This is a genomic window from Ruegeria sp. G2, assembly GCF_056533505.1.
This window is the reverse complement of record NZ_JBQFON010000005.1, coordinates 25,106-44,633: the sequence shown is the minus strand read 5'-3', so window position 1 is coordinate 44,633 and position 19,528 is coordinate 25,106. Positions and strand designations below refer to the sequence as shown.

The following is a 19,528-nucleotide window of genomic DNA, read 5'->3' as shown; positions in this document are numbered from 1 at the left end:
CTGTTGGGCCGATGTATGGCGCGGCCATGAAACTCAGCGATTTTGATTTCCATCTGCCCGAACACCTGATTGCGACGCGGCCTGCCAGCCCGCGCTCATCGGCACGCCTGCTACTTGCGCAGCGGGATACCATTCGAGATCAGCGTGTCCACGATTTGCCGGACATATTGCTCCCTGGGGACCGGCTGGTCTTGAACGACACACGCGTCATCCCGGCACGCCTGAATGGCCGCCGCCATCGCAGCAGCGCACAGGGGCCTGTGTCCGCAGCGATCGAAGCGACGCTGCTGGACCCGCAATCCGACGGCTGCTGGGCTGCACTGATCAAACCGTTAAAGAAGATCAAACCCGGCGAAGAAATCGTGTTTTCAGATGACCTAAGTGCGACCCTGGATCGGGTTGCCGATGGCCAGGCCTTTCTGCGTTTCAACCTGACCGGAGAGGATTTCGACCAAGCCTTGGAGCAGGCTGGCGCGATGCCATTGCCGCCTTATATTGCGGCGAAACGTGCTGCGGACGAACAGGATAAGACCGATTATCAAACTGTATGGGCGCGTAACTCTGGTGCTGTTGCAGCCCCGACAGCGTCGCTGCATTTCGACGATGCGTTGCTTCAAGCGCTGTCAGCACGTGGTGTCGAGTTTACCCATGTCACTTTGCATGTGGGCGCAGGCACCTTTCTGCCAGTTAAGGTCGAGGACGTGGCGACCCACAAAATGCATGCTGAATGGGGCCGTGTCAGCGCGCAGGCCGCAGCCGATATCGCCGCGACCAAAGCAGCGGGTGGGCGGGTCATTCCTGTGGGAACGACGGCCTTACGTCTGATCGAAAGTGCTGCACGTTCAGGGCAGATCGAACCGTGGGAAGGTGAGACCGACATATTCATTTACCCCGGATTTCAGTTTCAAGTCACTGATGCGCTGATGACTAACTTTCATCTGCCAAAATCCACACTGTTAATGCTGGTTTCCGCGTTGATGGGACAGGATCGGGTCAAGACAATTTATGATCACGCCATCGCGGATGAATATCGCTTTTTCTCCTACGGCGACGCATCTCTTTTGATCCCCTAGTCGCATCTGTTTCATCCGCGCCGCAACAATGTCGTAGACAGGCGCGACGCGGATAGTATTTGATCGCAAAGCGAACAAAACAAATCAGCAATTTGGGTTGGCAGAATGCTTCAGGTTCTTTCCAGCGCTTGGGCGCTTCTTCTGGGTATGGGATTGCTGATGGTCGGCAACGGCCTGCAGGGCACTCTGCTGGGCGTGCGTGGCGAGATTGAGGGGTTTTCGACCCTCGAAATGTCATTTGTAATGTCCGCCTATTTTGTTGGATTTCTCGGCGGTTCGCGTTTGGCGCCCGAAATGATCCGTCGCGTCGGTCATGTGCGCGTATTCGCAGCACTGGCTTCGTTTATTTCGGCCGTCATGATCATGTACCCGATGCTTGCCGATCCCATTGCCTGGTCGCTGGGCCGGGTCGTGATCGGATTCTGTTTCTCGGGTGTGTATGTGACCGCTGAGAGCTGGCTGAACAACGCCGCAAACAACGAGAACCGAGGACAGGCCCTTTCGCTTTATATGATCGTGCAGATGGCGGGTGTGGTCAGCGCTCAGGCCCTGCTGCTGGTTGGTGACCCCGCCGGGTATGAAACTTTTGTCATCGCATCGATTCTGGTTTCGATCTCGTTTGCACCCATTTTGTTGTCGATCTCTCCTACGCCTGCGTTTGACACCACCAAGCCGATGACCCTGCGCCAGTTGATGGAAACATCACCGCTGGGCTGCGTTGGCATGTTCTTGTTGGGCGGGATATTCTCGGCTCAATTCGGGATGAGCGCCGTTTATGGTGCGCAAGTAGGTCTGAGTCTGGTTGAAATTTCGATCTTCGTGGCGGTGTTCTATATTGGAGCGGTATTGCTTCAGTTTCCACTGGGCTGGATGTCCGACCGGATGGATCGTCGCGTATTGATCATATTGGTCTCGGCAGTAGGTGGGGTCGGTGCTGTTATTGGCATGGTGCTGGGTGTAACATTCACGATGCTTCTTGTTGCGGCCTTCTTTATTGGCGGCATGACAAGCCCGCTCTATTCCCTGCTGATAGCTTATACCAACGATTATCTGGAGTATGATGATATGTCGGCGGCCTCGGGCGGGCTGGTATTCATCAATGGCCTCGGAGCAATCGCCGGGCCGATTATTACCGGCTGGCTGATGGGCACTGGCGTTGTCGGGCCAAAGGGTTTCTTTCTGTTTATTGCTACGCTGATGTTTGCCATGGCCGCCTACGCCGCCTATCGGATGACCCAGCGAGTCTACACACCGGTGGATGAGACGGGCGCGATTGCTCCGATCTATCCAACTTCGTCACCTGTTGCGTTGGAAGTCGCCCAAGAGGTTGCTATTGAAGCAGCGCAAGATGAGCAAGATGCACAAGAACCCGCCCGTGCGCCGGAATTGTGACTTTAGTGTTGCAATATGTTACTGTCACAAATCTGTAAAAGTGATTTTAATGACGTTACGTCCTGGGGAGGACAATTACGGAGTCTAGGGCAATGGCAGGTCCTGAAGAAGTATTGAGTTTTTGGTTAGATGAGGTCGGCCCCGAGGGGTGGTACCTACAGGATGAAGCGCTGGATGCGCGGATCCGAGACAAATTTCTTTCAACCTGGAAAGCCGCGTGTGAAGGCAAGTTTTCGCTCTGGCTGACCTATCCCAGCGGGGCGCTGGCTTACATTATCCTTTTGGATCAGTTGCCTCGCAATATGTTCCGGGGCAGCAAGCAGGCCTTTGCATCCGATAGGGCGGCACTGGCGGCAGCAAAATGCGCGGTCGACAAGGGCTGGGATCTAAAGATCGATGAACCCGCGCGGCAGTTCTTCTATCTGCCAATGATGCACTCGGAAAATTTGTGCGATCAGGAGCGTTGTGTACGCATGATGCTTGAGCGGATGCCCGAAAGTGGTGACAGCAATCTGTTGCATGCGCGCGCGCATCGCGAGGTGATCCGAAAATTCGGCCGTTTCCCATATCGCAACGATGCACTGGAAAGGGCAACTACTGATCACGAAGCCGCATATGTGAGCAATGGTGGCTACGGATCAACAGTGCGTGAATTGCAGGCCGCGACCTAGGTCGCGGGCTCGCAACCCTTGATGATCAATATCCGGTTGGTGATGTTGTCTGCAGAAGTCGTGATCGCATAGTTGATCAGGTCTTCCGGACGTTCGACAAGGTTCGCCAAGCGAGATTGCGTATTTTCAAGTTTCCCCTCCAAACTGTTCAAGCGTTGCAGGGCGGCGCTCAGCTGTTGGCGCATGGTTTCATCAAGCTGTGCTCTCTGGCCAAATGAGGCAAAATCGCTGCGCAGCTCTGTCAGCTCTACTCGAATGCCTTGCGCCTGTTCGCGTAATGGCGCCACTGCTTGCAAGTTCTCAGCAAATCCGGTCCGAATTTGGTCTGCGGATTGTAAAAGTTTCCACCCTAGGAAGAGGCATAAGGCCAGCAATATCAATGTCGCATTCAAAAATGCCAGTAATAAGTCCTTGAGGATTTTGGCCATGTTTCGCCTTTCGAAATATGGTGGATATCAAAAACAAATGGTTCCGAAGTCTCCGTTCTAGCCTTTGCGGCGGCACGGGTATAGGCTGAATTCAGCTTGATAATGGCGAAATTACCCTGCGTCACATATGTCGCGGGAAGTTATGTTGATGCGTTGGAAAAAATAGTTTAACGGTAAACTAGTTTTTGAACCGATCTGTGCCGAGAGGGAAACATGGCTGCACAATCCTATGATCTGATCGTAATCGGGGCTGGCCCCGGTGGCTATGTGGCCGCTATTCGCGCGGCACAATTGGGCCTTAAGACCGCTGTCGTTGAACGCGAGCATTTGGGCGGCATCTGCCTGAACTGGGGTTGTATCCCAACAAAGGCGCTGTTGCGGTCATCGGAAGTGTTCCATCTGATGGAGCGTGCCAAGGATTTTGGCCTGAAAGCTGACAAGGTCGGTTACGATCTGGACGCCGTGGTCAAACGCTCGCGCGGGGTCGCGGCTCAGCTTTCCGGCGGCATCGGTCACCTGCTGAAAAAGAACAAAGTCGCCGTTGTCATGGGAGAGGCGACCATTCCGGCCAAAGGCAAGGTCAGCGTGAAAACTGACAAAGGCACCGAAGAGCTGACAGCGAAGAACATCGTTTTGGCCACCGGCGCCCGTGCGCGTGAACTGCCGGGGCTCGAGGCTGATGGCGATCTGGTCTGGACCTACAAACACGCGCTGCAGCCGCCGCGAATGCCCAAGAAATTGCTCGTTATCGGTTCGGGCGCGATCGGAATCGAATTCGCCAGTTTCTATAACACGCTGGGAGCAGACACGACTGTTGTCGAAGTCATGGATCGCGTTCTGCCGGTCGAAGATGCTGAGATCAGCGCGTTTGCCAAAAAGGCCTTCACCAAGCAAGGCATGACCATCATGGAAAAAGCGATGGTCAAACAACTGGACCGCGCCAAGGGTAAAGTCACCGCGCATATCGAGGTGAAAGGTAAGGTCGAGAAGCACGACTTTGACACCGTGATTTCGGCGGTTGGTATTGTCGGCAATGTTGAGAACCTCGGGCTTGAGGCTCTGGGCGTAAAGATTGATCGCACCCATGTTGTGACGGATGAATTCTGCCGTACCGGGGTTGAAGGACTTTATGCTATTGGCGATATCGCTGGCGCGCCGTGGCTTGCGCACAAGGCGAGCCACGAAGGCGTTATGGTCGCTGAGCTTATTGCTGGTAAGCACGCACATCCGGTCAAACCCGAAAGCATCGCTGGCTGTACCTATTGTCAGCCTCAAGTCGCCTCGGTCGGATACAGCGAAGCCAAGGCCAAAGAGTTGGGGTATGACATCAAGGTCGGCCGGTTCCCGTTCATTGGCAACGGCAAAGCCATCGCACTGGGTGAGCCTGAAGGGCTGATCAAAACCGTGTTTGATGCCAAAACCGGTGAATTGCTGGGCGCGCACATGATTGGTGCTGAAGTGACCGAGCTGATCCAGGGCTATGTGGTGGGCCGCCAGTTGGAGACCACCGAGGAAGATCTGATGAACACTGTCTTCCCGCACCCGACGCTGTCAGAAATGATGCATGAAAGCGTGCTAGATGCCTATGGGCGCGTGATCCACATGTAAGGAAGGGGGCTCTGCCCCCGTCGCGGTACGCCGCGACTCTCCCGGGATATTTATCGCCAGATGAAGCAGGGTATCCGCACTTCATCTGGCTGGAAATATCCCAGAGTACGAGGCAGAGCCTCGCAAAACACCATGCTTATTTCCTGGTCAAAGCGTCCAGAATGCGCGCCCACGAGCGGATGCCCTTGTGGAAACTCTTGACGTCGTATTTTTCATTCGGTGAGTGAATGGCGTCGTCGTCATTAGCATAGCCGACCAGCATGGAATCCAAGCCCAACACCGAATTGAAATAACCAACGACAGGGATCGAGCCGCCCATGCCAGTGAAGACGGCCTCGCGGTCCCATTCATCCGAAAGCGCGCCGCGCGCGGCTTCGAATTCGGGGCGATTGAGGTTCATGACCGAGGCGGGCGAGCCCTCAAGGTCGTTATCCCATACTACTTTGGCATCCGATGACAAGCGATCTTCGACATGTTTGCGGATTCGATTGCGCAACGCATCCGGATCCATATCGCCAACCAGACGGCAGGTAATCTTGCAATGCGCCTCGGACGGGATCACGGTTTTGGAGCCAGCGCCGTTGTAGCCTCCCCACAAGCCGTTCACTTCCAGCGTCGGCCGCGCCCATTGTTGTTCGAGCGTCGAATACCCCTTTTCGCCGTGTGGTTCGGAGTAGCCAACAGAGTTCAGGTATTCCGCTTCGTCGAAACCACAATTCTGCCATTGGCGCAGTTGCTCGGCTGGGACTTCGTGCACGCCTTCGTAGAAGCCGTCGACCGCCACGCGACCGGTGTCTTCGTCGTAGAATGAGGCAACGATGCGCGATAGCTCTCGCAGCGGGTTTAGGCCGGGTCCGCCATAATGGCCTGAATGCAGGTCGATGCGGGGGCCGATGATGGTGAATTCATCCTTGAGCATGCCGCGCAGTTGCGACGCGATTGACGGGACACCTCGCGAGACCATCGAGGTGTCACAGACCAGCGCCAGATCAGCCTGAAGCTCGGCTTTATTTGCTTCGAGAAACGGAACCAGAGATGGCGATCCGGATTCTTCCTCGCCCTCAAAGAAAAACGTGATGCGGCAGGGCAGGGAGCCGTGAACCGCTTTCCAGGCGCGGCAAGCTTCTACAAAGGTCATCAACTGACCCTTGTCATCGGAAGACCCACGACCGCGGATCACTTGACCATGTGCGGTGTCTTCCAATGCAGGATCGAAGGGTTCGCGGTTCCACAGTTCAAGCGGGTCAACCGGTTGTACGTCATAATGGCCATAGAACAGAACATGAGGGCCTTCGTTGCCTTCGCCGACATGACCAACAACCATAGGATGGCCCGGGGTTTCTCGCTTTTCAGCGTTGATGCCGATGCTTTTCAAATCATCGACCAACCAGTCTGCGGCTTTGTCGACGTTCTCCTTGAACGCTGGATCAGTGGAAATAGAGGGGATTCGCAGGAACTCCATCAGGCGATCGATAGAGGTTGTCAGATCGGTATCGATCCGGCTCAGTACAGCGTCAAGCGACATGGGTCTCTCCTGAAAGGTCTGGATTTGGCGCAGAGCCTAGCAGCGCAAACGGGGCCGTCCAGCCCGTTTTGCCTTAAGAATCGGTGAATCTGCCTGCGTCGTTTCCTCGCGTCTGGTTGCCGTAACTTTACTTGTCGGATAGCCGCTTAGTAGGTATTTGATGCAAATCAAAGTTGGGTTCAACGGTTCGGCTGTAGGCAGGTCGGACAGGGGAACGCGAAGCCATATATTCGGCCCGTCTGTGATGTGGCAAAAAATATCGCCCGGGGTTATGATAAACCCGGGCATCCAAGGAGGGTCCGTTGGACTATACTGCTCAGCTCGATACTGCGATTGCCAGGCTGCATGACGAAGGACGTTATCGGACCTTTATTGATATCGAACGCCGTAAGGGTCAATTCCCGCACGCCGTGCGGACTTGCCCGGACGGATCACAGCAGAACATCACCGTGTGGTGCGGCAACGATTATCTGGGCATGGGGCAAAACCCCGTGGTGCTGGACGCGATGCATGAGGCGGTAGATGCGACCGGTGCGGGTTCAGGCGGAACACGCAATATATCGGGGACGACTGTCTATCATAAACGTCTCGAAGCTGAGTTGGCCGATCTGCATGGCAAGGAAGCCGCGCTATTGTTCACCAGCGCTTACATTGCAAATGATGCGACCCTGAGCACGTTGCCCAAGCTATTTCCTGGCCTGATCATCTATTCAGACGAGCTGAACCACGCCTCGATGATCGAAGGCGTGCGCCGTAATGGTGGGGCCAAGCGTATATTCCGTCACAATGATGTCGCACATCTGCGCGAATTGCTCGAGGCCGATGACCCGGCAGCCCCCAAGCTGATCGCCTTTGAATCAGTCTACTCGATGGATGGTGATTTTGGTCCGATTGAACAGATTTGTGATCTGGCTGATGAATTCGGAGCTTTGACCTATATCGATGAAGTTCACGCAGTCGGTATGTACGGCGCCCGTGGTGGTGGCGTGACTGAGCGGGATCGCCTTGCTCATCGCATCGACATCATCAATGGAACGCTGGCCAAGGCCTATGGCGTTATGGGGGGCTACATTGCCGCAAGCGAGAAGATGTGTGATGCCATCCGCTCTTACGCGCCCGGTTTTATTTTTACCACGTCCCTGCCACCTGCGGTCGCTGCCGGGGCGGCGGCTTCAGTTGCCTATCTCAAGCGCGCACCGGAATTGCGTGAGCAGCACCAAACCCAGGCCAGCATTCTTAAGCTGCGGCTCAAAGGGCTGGGCTTGCCGCTGATAGATCATGGCAGTCATATCGTGCCGGTGATCGTCGGTAATCCCGTGCATACGAAGATCCTCAGCGACCGATTGCTGGATGACTATGGAATCTACGTTCAGCCAATCAATTTCCCGACCGTCCCGCGCGGCACCGAACGCCTGCGCTTTACTCCCTCTCCGGTGCATGGGCCTGACGAAATGAACCGTCTGGTGCAGGCGATGGACGAACTTTGGTCACATTGTGCGCTAAATCGCGCCGAACTTGCCGGGTAATGTCACACTAAAGTGTGCAACGAGTTTGCTGCGTGTTACGCTTACGCTAACAAAAGAATTAGACGAATCGTTGTAGGGGCGATTCGCCGCTAGCGTGCAACACGCGACAGGCAAAGATGGGGCAGCAGGAATGATTGGGCGCAGATCACAGCGCGATTCCGAAGAAGACATGGACGTCAGGCCAAAGGGCTTTGACGACTATGAGGTACGACTCGGCGATGTTATGCGCGGCGAACGCGCGACGATGGGCAAATCTCTTTTGGATGTGCAGCGCGAACTGCGGATCAAAGCCAACTACATAGCCGCCATCGAAAATGCTGATCCTGATGCTTTTGACACACCTGGCTTCATCGCTGGGTATGTGCGTTCCTATGCCCGCTATCTGGGGATGAACCCCGATGAGACTTTCGCAAGCTTCTGTCAGGAGAGCGGATTCGAAGTTGCACACGGCATGTCGGCCGAGGCATCGGTGGTCAAGAAAGCCCAAGGTGGTTTGCCCGCTCGCGGGTCGATGGGGCGTGATCCCTTCGTCTCGCCGAACACGCCCTATATTCCCGGTCGCGAATCCGTGGTCAGCCAGATCGAACCGCGGGCCATCGGCTCGACACTTGTGCTGTTGGCCGTAATTGGCGGAATTGGCTATGGCGGCTGGTCGGTTCTGAACCGAATTCAGCAGGTACAGGTCAGCCCGGTCGAGCAAGCGCCGGTTGTACTGACTGATCTTGATCCGCTGGACGCTGCGCAGGTGCGGGCGGACGAGGAGGCCGAATTGGCCAGCGTCGATGCACCAAGCACAGAAGCGCTGGATCGTTTGTATCGCCCGCAAGCGCTGGATGTACCGGTGCTGGTTGCCCGCGATGCCCCGATTTCAACGCTTGATCCGCGTACAGTCGGCACTTTCCGCGCTCCTGAGCCACCGCAGATTCAGGTGACTGAAGTTCATACGGTCGAGCGTCCGGCGTTACCGCAGGTGGTTGAGCAACTGGATACGACGCTGAAGATCGTAGCCGTTAACCCATCGTGGATGCGCGTAACGGCCGCTGATGGCAGTGTCATTTTCGAAGGTACACTGGGTACCGTCGAACAAGGCAGCACGTTCGAAGTGCCCCTGACCGAAGAGGCTCCGCTATTGCGAGCTGGCGCATCAGGATCCGTATATTTCTCGATGAATGGTGAACATTTTGGTCCGGTTGGCGCACCCGGCACGGTGACCAAGGGCGTTGTGCTCTCGAAAGATGCAGTTTCCGAAAAATTCGCAGTTGCAGATCTTGAGGCCGAACAGAACAGCGCGCTCAAGCAACTGGTGGCGGAATTGCAGACTAAGCCAGCAGAAGCGCCTGCTGAGTGATCTAGCCATTGCTCCCCTTGGGTTGGCGAACTATCTAAGGGTCAACTCAGGCTGATCTGGACCCTCCCTCATGTCCCTTAATCACGTACGTCCCTGGCGCGACATCTATCGCCGCAAATCTCGCCAGATCATGGTGGGCAATGTGCCAGTTGGTGGAGATGCGCCGATTGCTGTGCAAACCATGACCAACACGCTGACGACAGATGTGGCAGCAACAGTCGCGCAGGTTCAGGCGGCAGCAGAGGCTGGCGCGGATATTGTTCGGGTGTCGGTCCCGGACGAGGCCTCGGCCAAAGCGCTAAAAGAAATCGTGCGCGAAAGCCCAGTTCCAATCGTGGCTGACATTCACTTTCACTACAAACGTGGTATCGAAGCCGCCGAGGCGGGTGCCGCTTGTTTGCGGATCAACCCCGGCAACATCGGGGATGAAAAGCGTGTGAAAGAGGTAATCAAGGCCGCGCGCGACCACAATTGCTCGATCCGGATCGGGGTGAATGCCGGCAGTCTGGAAAAACACCTGCTTGAGAAATATGCCGAACCATGCCCTGAGGCGATGGTTGAAAGCGGCCTGGAACATATCCGCATTCTTGAGGATAACGATTTTCATAACTTCAAGATCAGCGTGAAGGCCAGCGATGTGTTCCTGTCAGCCGCGGCCTATCAGGGCATTGCCGAGGCCACGGACGCGCCCATCCATTTGGGCATCACCGAGGCCGGAGGGCTGGTCAGCGGCACCATCAAATCCGCCATTGGTCTGGGCAATCTGCTGTGGATGGGCATTGGCGACACGATCCGGGTCAGCCTGTCCGCTGATCCGGTGGAAGAGGTGAAGGTGGGCTTTGAGATCCTGAAATCTCTGGGCCTGCGTCATCGCGGTGTGAACATCATCTCGTGCCCCTCGTGCGCGCGGCAGGGGTTTGACGTTATCAAAACCGTTGAGGCGCTGGAGCACCGGCTGGAACACATCAAAACTCCGATGAGTCTGTCGATCATCGGTTGCGTTGTGAACGGCCCGGGTGAGGCGCTGATGACCGATGTTGGTTTCACCGGCGGCGGGGCAGGATCGGGCATGGTCTATCTGGCGGGGAAAGCCAGCCACAAGATGTCGAACGACCAGATGATCGATCACATTGTGGAAGAGGTCGAGAAGAAGGCGGCGGAACTGGATGCGGCAGCCGAGGCGGCGGAGTAGGGCGTGTCAGGACGCTTACTTTGGTAACGGAAATTGAGAGGCATCAATAACCAGGGCCCGCCGATCTTCGGTTAAGTATGCTGGTTGCGCAAGCAGACGCTCATTGCTCGGGCCTTTTTGTGGGCGACCCCACATATCAAAATGCACTCCACGACACGGATCAAAGAATCCGTTATAGTCTCCAGCCGGTGCCTGAACGATACATCCATAACGCGCGGGGCTTATGGGGCTGACGATGAACCACTCCACACGGGCAAATTCCTCGGGGCCCAACGCGGCGGCGAGCGATCCGTCGTTCAGCACCTCGGCCCAATCCTCCTGTGGGATGGAAGCGTCGGCTTGTGCCATCGCAGCTGCTATTTCTGACGGGCTACGGCGCCAAACTAAGACAGGTTTTCCTTCAATATCAAAGCGTTTGACTGTGCCACTCTCCCAGTCATCGATCGACACCCTATGCAGTCTGGGCTGATACCTGGATGCGACATCGGCTGTAGGCTCCATGCTGGAGAACAGAAGGTGTAGACCAACTGCAACCGTCAACAGCGCCCAAGCGGCTGTGATATAATAAAGAAGAACGCCTTTTTTCATGAAAATAGGATTGAGCAAAACCAGTTGAGTAAATCGCGCTTTGGTTGAACGCATATCGAAACGCCATTCTGTTGGGAAGTGCGTATTGATCTGCCAAATTGTCATGGACAAGGTGGGAAGCGGGGCTACTCGCCAATTTTGGGATATATGAACCCGTTTACGGGGTATGAACTGCCATACCGACCAGGATGAGTTTCGACGCGTACCAAGGTCCAGTCATTGTTTTTGGATACGTCCTTGACGCCCATTTTCAACGACACTTTGTTGCGGTGCCAGTTGGCATGATTAATGATGACTTCCCGATCAGTGAGGATATCGGAAACGACAGCCACATGACCGAGAGGCATTCCACGGGTTGCACGAAATGACATCACGGCACCAACCTCTGGCTCATTGCCTCGGTCAAAGATTTTGCCAGCTTTGCCCCACCAGTCTTTGGCATTACCGCGAATCTGGATGCCGCTGAGGTCCCGCGCGTACGGCACACACCACACGCGTTGTCCCCGGGCATGCTTTCTTGATACCTCTTGCAGGGCCGCTGCCTGACGCTCCGGGTCAAGGTCGCCGTCGTTTGGGTTCTGAGTGCAGGCCGAGACAAAACCAATAATGCCCATCGCAATTACAGCGCGGGCGGTGCCGGGCAGACGCGTCCAGATCGTATTTGTTTTGCGGTTGCTGATTTGCAAGAATCTTTGATGCCGGTTTGAGTGGTTACAGAGTTTTAAGGCGATCATGCAGCTTGTGAAAAGAGCCCAAAAAGGTCCCGGCAAAATTTTGCCGGTTCCCTAGTTCCAAGGTGGTCCAATGCATGCTCAGGAAAGCCCAGTCAATCGCTTCAATTCAATTGATAGGTTTGAAGAGAAGTCTCACAAAAGGCTCAATATCCAATGAAGATGGCTTTCGGGCCAAAGGTGAGTTGAACCCATCTGTAAAGTGAACGTCGGGCGATCATTCCAACCTCTGCTCTTAACCTTGTTCTGCACGAACTCCGTTCGCAATCTGCAGCATCTGATCTGCGGGTAGGTAACCGCGCAGCATTTCAGTGCCCAGAACAAATGAAGGCGTTCCAGAGATTCGTAGTCTTTGTGCCAGCGCGCGGGTTTTGGCGATCTCCTCGGTGACTTCTTCACTGTCCATCGCCGCGATGATCGCGTCGCTGTCCAGTCCCAGCCCGTCAGAGATGCGGCGCAGTGTGACTTCGGACGGCTCACCGCTAAAGGCCAGCAGGGCATCATGAACCTGTTTGTATGCTTCATCTCCCGCCACCTGTTTGGTCGCGATGGCAAAGCGGGATGACACGACCGAGGCATCGCCCAAAATTGGCAATTCCTTAATAACCAGACGGATATTGCCGTCCTGGGCCAGCAGGGTCGCCACTTCGGGCATGGCGCGCCGGCAATAGCCGCAGCGATAGTCCATGAACTCGACCAGAGTTATGTCGCCGTCTGGGTTGCCGCCCACCCAGCTATACCCATCGTTGAACAGGTCCTCCGCATTGGCAGCGACGAGTTCTTTGTCGGCATTCGCCTCGGCTGCGGCGTTGCGCTCTTCAAGGATGTTGATCGCCTCGATGATCACTTCCGGATTTGCCAGCAGATATTCGCGCACCTGCGCGCCAAACTCGGCTCTCTCTGCGTCGCTCATGGCGTTCAGGTCGAGCGCCTGCGCGGGGCTGGTGATCAGGGAAAGACCCAATAAGGCCGGTGCAGCATGTCTCAGGATCATTTCCGTTTCCTTCTTTTGTTCTTTTGCAGGCGCTCCGAGGCAATCAGCACATCCTGCGCCCTTTGCCAACCCGGAGAGCCTTCGGGGAGTTGCGCGACCGCGCGTTTAGCATGGATGCCAGCATCAGCAAGACGACCCTGCAGCGCATACCGCTCTGCGGTCACAGCAGACGCCATTCCATTGTTGCCCACCTGCGAATAGGCTAAGCCAAGATCACGCATCAATCGGGCGTTTCGGTAATCTCTTGCCCTTGCTTTTTCAAGAACTAGCAGGGCTTTCTTGGTTTGGCCATCCGCCAGCAGAGCGCGCCCGAATCCCGCCAGAATCAGAGAATTGTTCGGTGCCATATCGACTGCGGCACCATAGGCTGCAACAGCCTCGCTCAGGCGTCTGTTCTCCAGCAGAATCTGGCCTTTCAGTTCATAGAAAAACGGATCATCGGGGCGGATTGCCAACGCTCCGTCAATCGCGGCGCGGGCGCGGGACAGGTCTCGGTTCTGGTGGTAGGCCGATGCTTCACGCATCAGACGGATGTCGCGGTCGGTTTCCTCGGCTGCACGGCGTAGAGTCCAGGTCGGGGATCGCAAGAAGGCTGACAGTTTTCCTTTTACGCGGGCAAACCAGTAATCTGCGTTTGGGTTCTTTTTAGCTTTTTCACCATATTGATCCAGAAACGTCTCAGCCGCGCGAAGGCGCTCTCGGCTGGTTGGGTGCGAGCGCATATACGGGTCCTGCCTGATTTCGCTCAGTAGTTCCTGCCCTGCAAACTTGCGGTGCAAATCAACCATCCCGCGTGGTGAGATCCCAGCCCAACGCAGATAGCTGGCAGCACTGCGATCGGCCGAGGCCTCTTCGGCGCGTGTATGCCCCAAGAAACTGCGTAATGCCGAAGCCTGAGTGCCCACAGCAATGCCTGCCGCAGCCTCTCCGCCGCCCGCTGCTGCGGCCGCGAGCGCCAGCAGCGTGCCTAGCTGCGCGTTGCGCTGTGCCGCCCGCAGGTTTTCCGAACGGCGTGCAAGGTGACCGTTGGCGATATGGGCGGCCTCATGCGCGATCACCGCCTGCAACATCTCGGGGGTTTCGACGGTCAGGATCAGACCGTAATTCAGGTAGATGGTGTTGTAGTCTATAACAAAAGCATTGAATACGCTGTCATTTACCACCAACACCCTAACCCGGTTGGTGTTAAGGCCAGCCGCGCGCAAGATCGGAAAGGCCAGTTCTCGTAGGCCGTGTTCTATATCGGGATCGCGGATCAGGCTTTGCGCGTTGGTCTGAACGACACTGACCAACCACGTCACTGCGATCAGCAACACAGCCGGGATTGACGCCAGCCGGGATAAGCGTTCAAAAGCCATGGCTGCAACATGGGAGATGGCCATGAGAAACTCAACCCGTTCCGGGGTCGATCCCTTCATCGTGATGGATGTGATGGAGGCCGCACGCAAGGCAGAAGAGGCCGGGCGGCATGTCATTCATATGGAGGTCGGTCAACCGGGAACCGGGGCACCTAAAGGGGCGACCGGAGCGCTGGCGAGGGCCATGGAACAGGGGCCGCTGGGGTATACGGTGGCTTTGGGTTTGCCCGCGCTCAGGCAGCGGATCGCGCGGTTGTATGGCGAGTGGTATAATGTTGATCTTAACCCCGAACGGGTGGTGATCACACCGGGGTCGTCCGGTGGGTTCCTGCTGACCTTCACGGCGCTTTTCGACAGCGGTGATCGGGTAGGGATAGGGGCACCGGGGTATCCGTCTTATCGGCAAATCCTCAAGGCGCTGGGGTTGGTTCCGGTTGATCTGCCGACTGCGCCTGAAAACCGGCTGCAACCAGTGCCCGCTGATTTCGCGGGGCTCGATCTGCAGGGATTGATGGTTGCTTCACCTGCGAACCCCACAGGAACGATGTTGGACCATGCCGCGATGCAGGCACTGATCGAAGCGGCGCACGGGCAGGGGGCTTCATTCATCAGTGATGAGATTTATCACGGGCTGGAATACGAAGCCAAAGCCGTCACTGCGTTGGAGCTGACGGATGAGTGCTATGTGATCAACTCGTTCTCCAAGTATTTCTCGATGACCGGCTGGCGTGTTGGCTGGATGGTTGTGCCCGAAGATCAGGTGCGCGTGGTCGAGCGAATTGCGCAGAACATGTTCATTTGTGCTCCCCATGCGAGCCAGGTGGCGGCATTGGCTGCGATGGATTGCGAAGATGAGCTGCAGGCCAATCTGGATGTTTACCGCCGTAATCGTCTGTTGATGCTGGATGGGTTGCCCAAGGCCGGGTTTGCCAATATCGCACCGCCGGATGGGGCGTTTTATGTCTACGCAGATGTCTCGGATTTGACGCAGGATAGCCGTACCTTTGCGGCCGAGATTCTGGACAAGGCCGGGGTTGCCGTGACACCGGGGCTGGATTTCGATCCGGTGCGCGGGCACACGACGTTGCGTTTTTCTTATGCGCGGTCGAACGAAGACATTCAGGATGGGCTGGATCGGCTGCAGCGTTTTATGGCCGAGCGAGGCGCGATCCCGCAAACGGCCTAAAGCGTTCACAAAGGCAGGGGATTGCTATAGGCTCTGCCTCAAACGATCTCGGGAAAACTTGAGACCATGAGCAGGATCTTCTTCGCACTCGCCCTGATCTGGGCGCTGACTGGTGCTGCTATCGCGCAGGACTTCAGCGCACTTGCACGCGCCCTTCCGGAGCAGAGCCGCATCGTCGATGAGGGCAATACCGGGGTGCGGCTGGACCTTGGCCTCAGCCAGGGTGTGCCATACCGCGTGTTCACATTGCGTGATCCCTACCGGATGGTGCTGGATTTCCAGGAGGTCGATTGGTCTGGTTTGGACCGCGGGACCTTCCTTCAAACTGACCGTATCAGTGGTGTTCAGTACGGAGCCTATGTGCCCGGCTGGTCGCGCCTAGTGCTGGAGCTTGGTGCTCCTTTGGCTGTAGAAACCGCCGATCTGCGGATTGATCAAGCGACGGGTGCTGCACATTTGTCGTTGCATCTGAAAGGGACTGACTTTGACAGTTTCGCGGCCAGCGCGGGTGCTCCGCGCCAGCCAGGGTGGGACCTTCCGGAACCCGCGGTGACACCGGCGATGCCCGGGCGCGTTGATCAACATGTGTTGCTTGTCATGTTGGACCCCGGCCATGGGGGCATCGATCCGGGTGCCGAAGTCGCTGATACCAATGAGAAAACGCTGATGCTGACCTTCGCACGCGAACTGCGCGAGGCGCTGCTGCGTACAGGCGGATACGAAGTGGTGATGACACGCGTCGACGATCAGTTTGTCTCGCTAGAGCGGCGCATTGCTTTGGCGCACAGGGCCGGGGCGGACGTGTTCATCTCGCTGCATGCGGATTCGCTTTCCGAAGGGTTGGCGCATGGGGCTGTCGTCTACACACTGTCAGAAGAGGCCTCGGATGTTGCCAGCCAGAAGCTGGCTGAACGTCACGACCGAGGCGATCTGATTGCGGGTATCGATCTGAGCGGAGCGGACGATCAGGTCGCTGATGTGCTGCTGGATTTGGCCCGGCAAGAGACCAAACCGCGCAGCAAAGCGCTGGCCCGCTCGTTGGTCGATGGTATGGCACAGCAGGGTGGGCCGATGAATCGCAGACCCCTGCGTTCTGCGTCATTCTCGGTATTGAAGGCCGCAGACATCCCATCTGTGTTGGTCGAGTTGGGGTTCTTGTCCAGCCCGCGTGATTTCAAGAACATCTCTGATCCGGACTGGCGGGCCTCGATGGCGCGCGGGCTAGTGCAGGGGCTTGAGAACTGGCGTCAGGACGATTTGGTGAAACGATCGCTGATTGGTCAATAACGTAGCGGCGCAAAACGGCCATTGTAGCCTTTCGTGTTTTGACCCTGCGGGGGGGCGGCACTATATAGGCGTCACCGCGAGTAAAAGGCAGTAACGTGATCCGGTTCATTCTTTCGTTTTTCGGGGCAATTTTCAGCCTCGTGACCTTGGGTATTTTTATGGCCGCGCTGGTCGTTGGCGCGGTGTTCTGGATGTATGGGCGCGACCTGCCCAGTCATGAATCACTGGCGCAATACAAGCCGCCGACCATCAGCCGGATTTACTCGGGCGAAGGACAGCTGATCGACGAATTCGCGCAGGAACGCCGTCTGTTCACGCCGTCCGAGGAAATCCCCGATCTGGTGAAACAGGCGTTTATCTCGGCGGAAGACAAGAATTTCTATACCCATCAGGGCTATGACCCGCGCGGTATCATTGCTGCTGGGGTCGAGGCCGTGCGCACCAAGGGCGAAACCGTACGTGGTGCATCAACGATTACACAGCAGGTGATGAAGAACTTCCTGCTGTCCGGCGACCGCCGGGCCGAGCGCAAGATCAAGGAAATCATCCTCGCCACCCGGCTTGAGGATACGCTCGACAAAGAACAGATCCTCGAACTCTATATGAACGAGATCTTTTTGGGCCAGAACTCCTATGGCGTGACAGCCGCCGCGCAGACCTATTTCAACAAGACCCTGCAAGAGCTGGCACCACACGAGGCCGCAATGCTGGCCGCCATGCCGAAAGCACCTTCCGACTATCATCCGGTCCGTCAGAAAGAACGTCTGCTCAACCGCCGCAACTATGTGCTGCGCGAAATGCAGCAGAATGGCTACATCGATCAGGCGACCTATGAAACCGAAGTCGAGATGCCTCTGCGCTCGGTCCAGAACGGCGATTTCGAAAGCTTCCGCACCGCGCTGCCGCCCCGTGATTATTTCACCGACGAGATCCGCCGCCAGCTGAGCGAAGATTTCGGCGAGGGAGAGTTCTTTACCGGCGGTTTTACCGTCCGGGCGTCAGTTGATGAAGAAATGCAGGTCGAAGCGGCGAAAGCCCTGCGCACGGCGCTGCAGAAATACGACCTTTCGCGCGGGAAATGGCGTGGTACGGGTGAGGTGATTCCGGAAGAGAAGCTGGCAGATGAAGCTCAGTGGCGCGAGGCGCTGGCGATCATGGAAATCCCCCGCGACGTGGTGCTGCCGACGCAATGGTATCCGGCCGTCGTTCTGAACGTGGCCGACCAATCCCTGACCGTCGGGATCGAAGATGGCCCAGCAGATGGCACCGTCCCCCGCGAAGACATCAAGTGGATGCAGGGCAATTTCCAAGACAATTTCAAACGCGGCGATGTCATACTAGTTATGGCAGGGGAAGAGGGCCAATGGTCCGCCCGTCAGGTGCCCGAAGTACAAGGCGGCTTTGTCGCGATGGATGTGAACTCGGGCCGTGTTCTCGCGATGCAGGGGGGGTTTTCCTATCAGGACACGGTGTTCAACCGCGCCACGCAAGCGCAGCGGCAGCCTGGGTCCAGCTTCAAGCCATTCGTTTATGCAGCGGCGCTAGACAGCGGATATAGCCCAGCCACAATCGTTGTGGATGCGCCGATCGAGGTGAATACACCGCAGGGCCTTTGGCGTCCCAAGAACTCGACCAACAAGTTCTATGGTCCGACGCCGTTGCGCACCGGGATCGAGATGTCGCGGAACTTGATGACCATCCGCTTGGCGCAAGAGGTCACCATGCCCGTTGTTGCGGGGTATGCCGAACGGTTCGGCGTTTATGACCGTATGGGCGCATTCCTTGCGAACTCGCTGGGGTCCGAGGAAACCACGCTATATAAAATGGTTGCTGCCTATGCGATGTTCGCCAATGGCGGCGAGCGGGTTGAGCCGACTCTGGTTGACCGTATTCAGGACCGGTTCGGCAAGACCATCTATCGCCATGATGATCGCCAGTGTGTGGACTGTAACTCCAGCTGGCTTGAGCCCGATGAATCGCCCACGATCCTTACCGATCGCAGTCAGGTCATGGATGCCATCACCGCCTATCAGCTGACTTCAATGATGAAAGGCGTGGTGGATCGCGGCACCGCGTCGCGTGTCGTGAACTTGCCCGTGCCCACGGCGGGCAAGACCGGCACAACGAACGAATCCAAGGATGCGTGGTTTATCGGCTTCACTTCAAACATCGTGGCTGGTTGCTACATCGGTTATGACCGCCCGCGCCCGATGGGCCGGGGGGCCTATGGCGGCACCCTGTGTGGCCCTGTATTCCAAAGCTTTATGGAAAAGGCAGTCGAGAAATACGGCGGTGGCCCCTTCGAAGTGCCTCCGGGCGGCCACTTCATCAAGATCGACCGGTTCAGCGGCGCGCGCCTACCTGAAGATGCCAGCGGAGAATACGTGGTGGCCGAGTATTTCCGTGATGGCGTCGACGGCTTCATCGACCGCATCTATGATGGAGGCTTCGCGATGGGCTCGGACCTGCCGTTGTTTGAAGAGGCCAGCTCGGGCCGTCAGGTAACCACCTCGACGGGTGATACGATCACGGTTGGCCCGAATGCCAGCCAAGGTGATCTGCAGGGCGGCGGGCTTTACTGACCGCCCAAGTTTCACCGCTTAGTCATCTTGTGGTGACCT

16 protein-coding genes are annotated in these 19,528 nt (G+C 56.7%); 10 read left to right on the top strand and 6 right to left on the bottom strand.

What is annotated here, in order from left to right; all coding sequences use genetic code 11:
- Positions 1-26 precede the first annotated feature (26 nt).
- The 3 genes from queA to ACR0DU_RS10690 all read left to right on the top strand — a co-directional run bounded on the left by queA (position 27) and on the right by ACR0DU_RS10690 (position 3,136).
- The gene (gene queA, locus ACR0DU_RS10700) at positions 27-1,073 is read left to right on the top strand and encodes a tRNA preQ1(34) S-adenosylmethionine ribosyltransferase-isomerase QueA (RefSeq protein ID WP_480874407.1); all 1,047 of its coding nucleotides are present in this window, start codon (positions 27-29) and stop codon (positions 1,071-1,073) included.
- 105 nt (positions 1,074-1,178) lie between these two features.
- Entirely contained in the window at positions 1,179-2,465 is a 1,287-nt protein-coding gene (locus tag ACR0DU_RS10695) for an MFS transporter (RefSeq protein ID WP_170472195.1), read from the top strand.
- Positions 2,466-2,557: 92 nt separating this feature from the next.
- On the top strand, positions 2,558-3,136 hold the full coding sequence (locus ACR0DU_RS10690) for a DUF924 family protein (protein ID WP_010442137.1): 579 nt from the start codon (positions 2,558-2,560) through the stop codon (positions 3,134-3,136).
- On the opposite strand, the gene ACR0DU_RS10685 is transcribed toward ACR0DU_RS10690, so the two are convergent.
- The gene (locus tag ACR0DU_RS10685) at positions 3,133-3,564 is read right to left on the bottom strand and encodes a hypothetical protein (protein ID WP_480874402.1); all 432 of its coding nucleotides are present in this window, start codon (positions 3,562-3,564) and stop codon (positions 3,133-3,135) included. The two genes, ACR0DU_RS10690 and ACR0DU_RS10685, sit on opposite strands and share 4 nt — an antisense overlap.
- A 213-nt stretch (positions 3,565-3,777) precedes the next feature.
- Here ACR0DU_RS10685 and lpdA point away from each other — a divergent pair, with 213 nt between their 5' ends.
- Entirely contained in the window at positions 3,778-5,172 is a 1,395-nt protein-coding gene (gene lpdA / locus ACR0DU_RS10680) for a dihydrolipoyl dehydrogenase (protein ID WP_170540526.1), read from the top strand.
- Between the two features lie 136 nt (positions 5,173-5,308).
- Here lpdA and ACR0DU_RS10675 read toward each other — a convergent pair whose 3' ends face one another.
- Positions 5,309-6,697 carry a dipeptidase gene (locus ACR0DU_RS10675; RefSeq protein WP_480455129.1) on the bottom strand — a complete coding sequence of 463 codons (1,389 nt, stop codon included), beginning with the start codon at positions 6,695-6,697 and terminating at the stop codon, positions 5,309-5,311.
- A 302-nt stretch (positions 6,698-6,999) separates the two neighbouring features.
- On the opposite strand from ACR0DU_RS10675, the gene hemA reads away from it, so the two are divergent.
- The 3 genes from hemA (at position 7,000) to ispG (ending at position 10,763) form a co-directional block, all read left to right on the top strand.
- On the top strand, positions 7,000-8,223 hold the full coding sequence (gene hemA / locus ACR0DU_RS10670) for a 5-aminolevulinate synthase (RefSeq protein ID WP_170472185.1): 1,224 nt from the start codon (positions 7,000-7,002) through the stop codon (positions 8,221-8,223).
- Between the two features lie 130 nt (positions 8,224-8,353).
- Entirely contained in the window at positions 8,354-9,571 is a 1,218-nt protein-coding gene (locus ACR0DU_RS10665) for a helix-turn-helix domain-containing protein (RefSeq protein WP_170779948.1), read from the top strand.
- Positions 9,572-9,641: 70 nt separating this feature from the next.
- Positions 9,642-10,763 (top strand): flavodoxin-dependent (E)-4-hydroxy-3-methylbut-2-enyl-diphosphate synthase, encoded by a 1,122-nt coding sequence (ispG, locus tag ACR0DU_RS10660; RefSeq protein WP_480874399.1) that lies wholly within the window; start codon positions 9,642-9,644, stop codon positions 10,761-10,763.
- Between the two features lie 15 nt (positions 10,764-10,778).
- On the opposite strand, the gene ACR0DU_RS10655 is transcribed toward ispG, so the two are convergent.
- The 4 genes from ACR0DU_RS10655 to ACR0DU_RS10640 all read right to left on the bottom strand — a co-directional run bounded on the left by ACR0DU_RS10655 (position 10,779) and on the right by ACR0DU_RS10640 (position 14,458).
- Positions 10,779-11,456, bottom strand: coding sequence for a Rieske (2Fe-2S) protein (locus tag ACR0DU_RS10655; RefSeq protein WP_480874397.1), 678 nt, complete (start codon positions 11,454-11,456; stop codon positions 10,779-10,781).
- A gap of 20 nt (positions 11,457-11,476) precedes the next feature.
- Complete coding sequence (locus ACR0DU_RS10650; protein WP_480874394.1) at positions 11,477-12,037, bottom strand: CHAP domain-containing protein; 561 nt, start codon at positions 12,035-12,037, stop codon at positions 11,477-11,479.
- 280 nt (positions 12,038-12,317) lie between these two features.
- On the bottom strand, positions 12,318-13,076 hold the full coding sequence (locus ACR0DU_RS10645; RefSeq protein ID WP_480874391.1) for a DsbA family protein: 759 nt from the start codon (positions 13,074-13,076) through the stop codon (positions 12,318-12,320).
- Positions 13,073-14,458, bottom strand: coding sequence for a M48 family metalloprotease (locus ACR0DU_RS10640; protein ID WP_480874389.1), 1,386 nt, complete (start codon positions 14,456-14,458; stop codon positions 13,073-13,075). Before ACR0DU_RS10640 ends, ACR0DU_RS10645 begins: the two co-directional genes overlap by 4 nt.
- On the opposite strand from ACR0DU_RS10640, the gene ACR0DU_RS10635 reads away from it, so the two are divergent.
- The 3 genes from ACR0DU_RS10635 to ACR0DU_RS10625 all read left to right on the top strand — a co-directional run bounded on the left by ACR0DU_RS10635 (position 14,457) and on the right by ACR0DU_RS10625 (position 19,489).
- Entirely contained in the window at positions 14,457-15,620 is a 1,164-nt protein-coding gene (locus ACR0DU_RS10635) for a pyridoxal phosphate-dependent aminotransferase (RefSeq protein WP_480874386.1), read from the top strand. The two genes, ACR0DU_RS10640 and ACR0DU_RS10635, sit on opposite strands and share 2 nt — an antisense overlap.
- Positions 15,621-15,686: 66 nt before the next feature.
- A complete protein-coding gene (locus ACR0DU_RS10630) occupies positions 15,687-16,907 on the top strand; it encodes an N-acetylmuramoyl-L-alanine amidase (RefSeq protein ID WP_170540503.1) in 1,221 nt (406 codons plus the stop codon).
- Between the two features lie 95 nt (positions 16,908-17,002).
- Positions 17,003-19,489, top strand: a complete 2,487-nt coding sequence (locus ACR0DU_RS10625; protein WP_319544790.1) for a penicillin-binding protein 1A — start codon at positions 17,003-17,005, stop codon at positions 19,487-19,489.
- The last annotated feature ends 39 nt before the right edge of the window (positions 19,490-19,528 follow it).

What these genes read in the sequence shown, in the direction of transcription:
- queA (WP_480874407.1), top strand. Translation starts at nt 27, where the DNA reads ATGAAACTCAGCGATTTTGATTTCCATCTGCCCGAACACCTGATTGCG.
- ACR0DU_RS10695 (WP_170472195.1), top strand. Translation starts at nt 1,179, where the DNA reads ATGCTTCAGGTTCTTTCCAGCGCTTGGGCGCTTCTTCTGGGTATGGGA.
- ACR0DU_RS10690 (WP_010442137.1), top strand. Translation starts at nt 2,558, where the DNA reads ATGGCAGGTCCTGAAGAAGTATTGAGTTTTTGGTTAGATGAGGTCGGC.
- ACR0DU_RS10685 (WP_480874402.1), bottom strand. Translation starts at nt 3,564, where the DNA reads ATGGCCAAAATCCTCAAGGACTTATTACTGGCATTTTTGAATGCGACA.
- lpdA (WP_170540526.1), top strand. Translation starts at nt 3,778, where the DNA reads ATGGCTGCACAATCCTATGATCTGATCGTAATCGGGGCTGGCCCCGGT.
- ACR0DU_RS10675 (WP_480455129.1), bottom strand. Translation starts at nt 6,697, where the DNA reads ATGTCGCTTGACGCTGTACTGAGCCGGATCGATACCGATCTGACAACC.
- ACR0DU_RS10665 (WP_170779948.1), top strand. Translation starts at nt 8,354, where the DNA reads ATGATTGGGCGCAGATCACAGCGCGATTCCGAAGAAGACATGGACGTC.
- ispG (WP_480874399.1), top strand. Translation starts at nt 9,642, where the DNA reads ATGTCCCTTAATCACGTACGTCCCTGGCGCGACATCTATCGCCGCAAA.
- ACR0DU_RS10655 (WP_480874397.1), bottom strand. Translation starts at nt 11,456, where the DNA reads ATGACAATTTGGCAGATCAATACGCACTTCCCAACAGAATGGCGTTTC.
- ACR0DU_RS10645 (WP_480874391.1), bottom strand. Translation starts at nt 13,076, where the DNA reads ATGATCCTGAGACATGCTGCACCGGCCTTATTGGGTCTTTCCCTGATC.
- ACR0DU_RS10635 (WP_480874386.1), top strand. Translation starts at nt 14,457, where the DNA reads ATGAGAAACTCAACCCGTTCCGGGGTCGATCCCTTCATCGTGATGGAT.
- ACR0DU_RS10640 (WP_480874389.1), bottom strand. Translation starts at nt 14,458, where the DNA reads ATGGCCATCTCCCATGTTGCAGCCATGGCTTTTGAACGCTTATCCCGG.
- ACR0DU_RS10630 (WP_170540503.1), top strand. Translation starts at nt 15,687, where the DNA reads ATGAGCAGGATCTTCTTCGCACTCGCCCTGATCTGGGCGCTGACTGGT.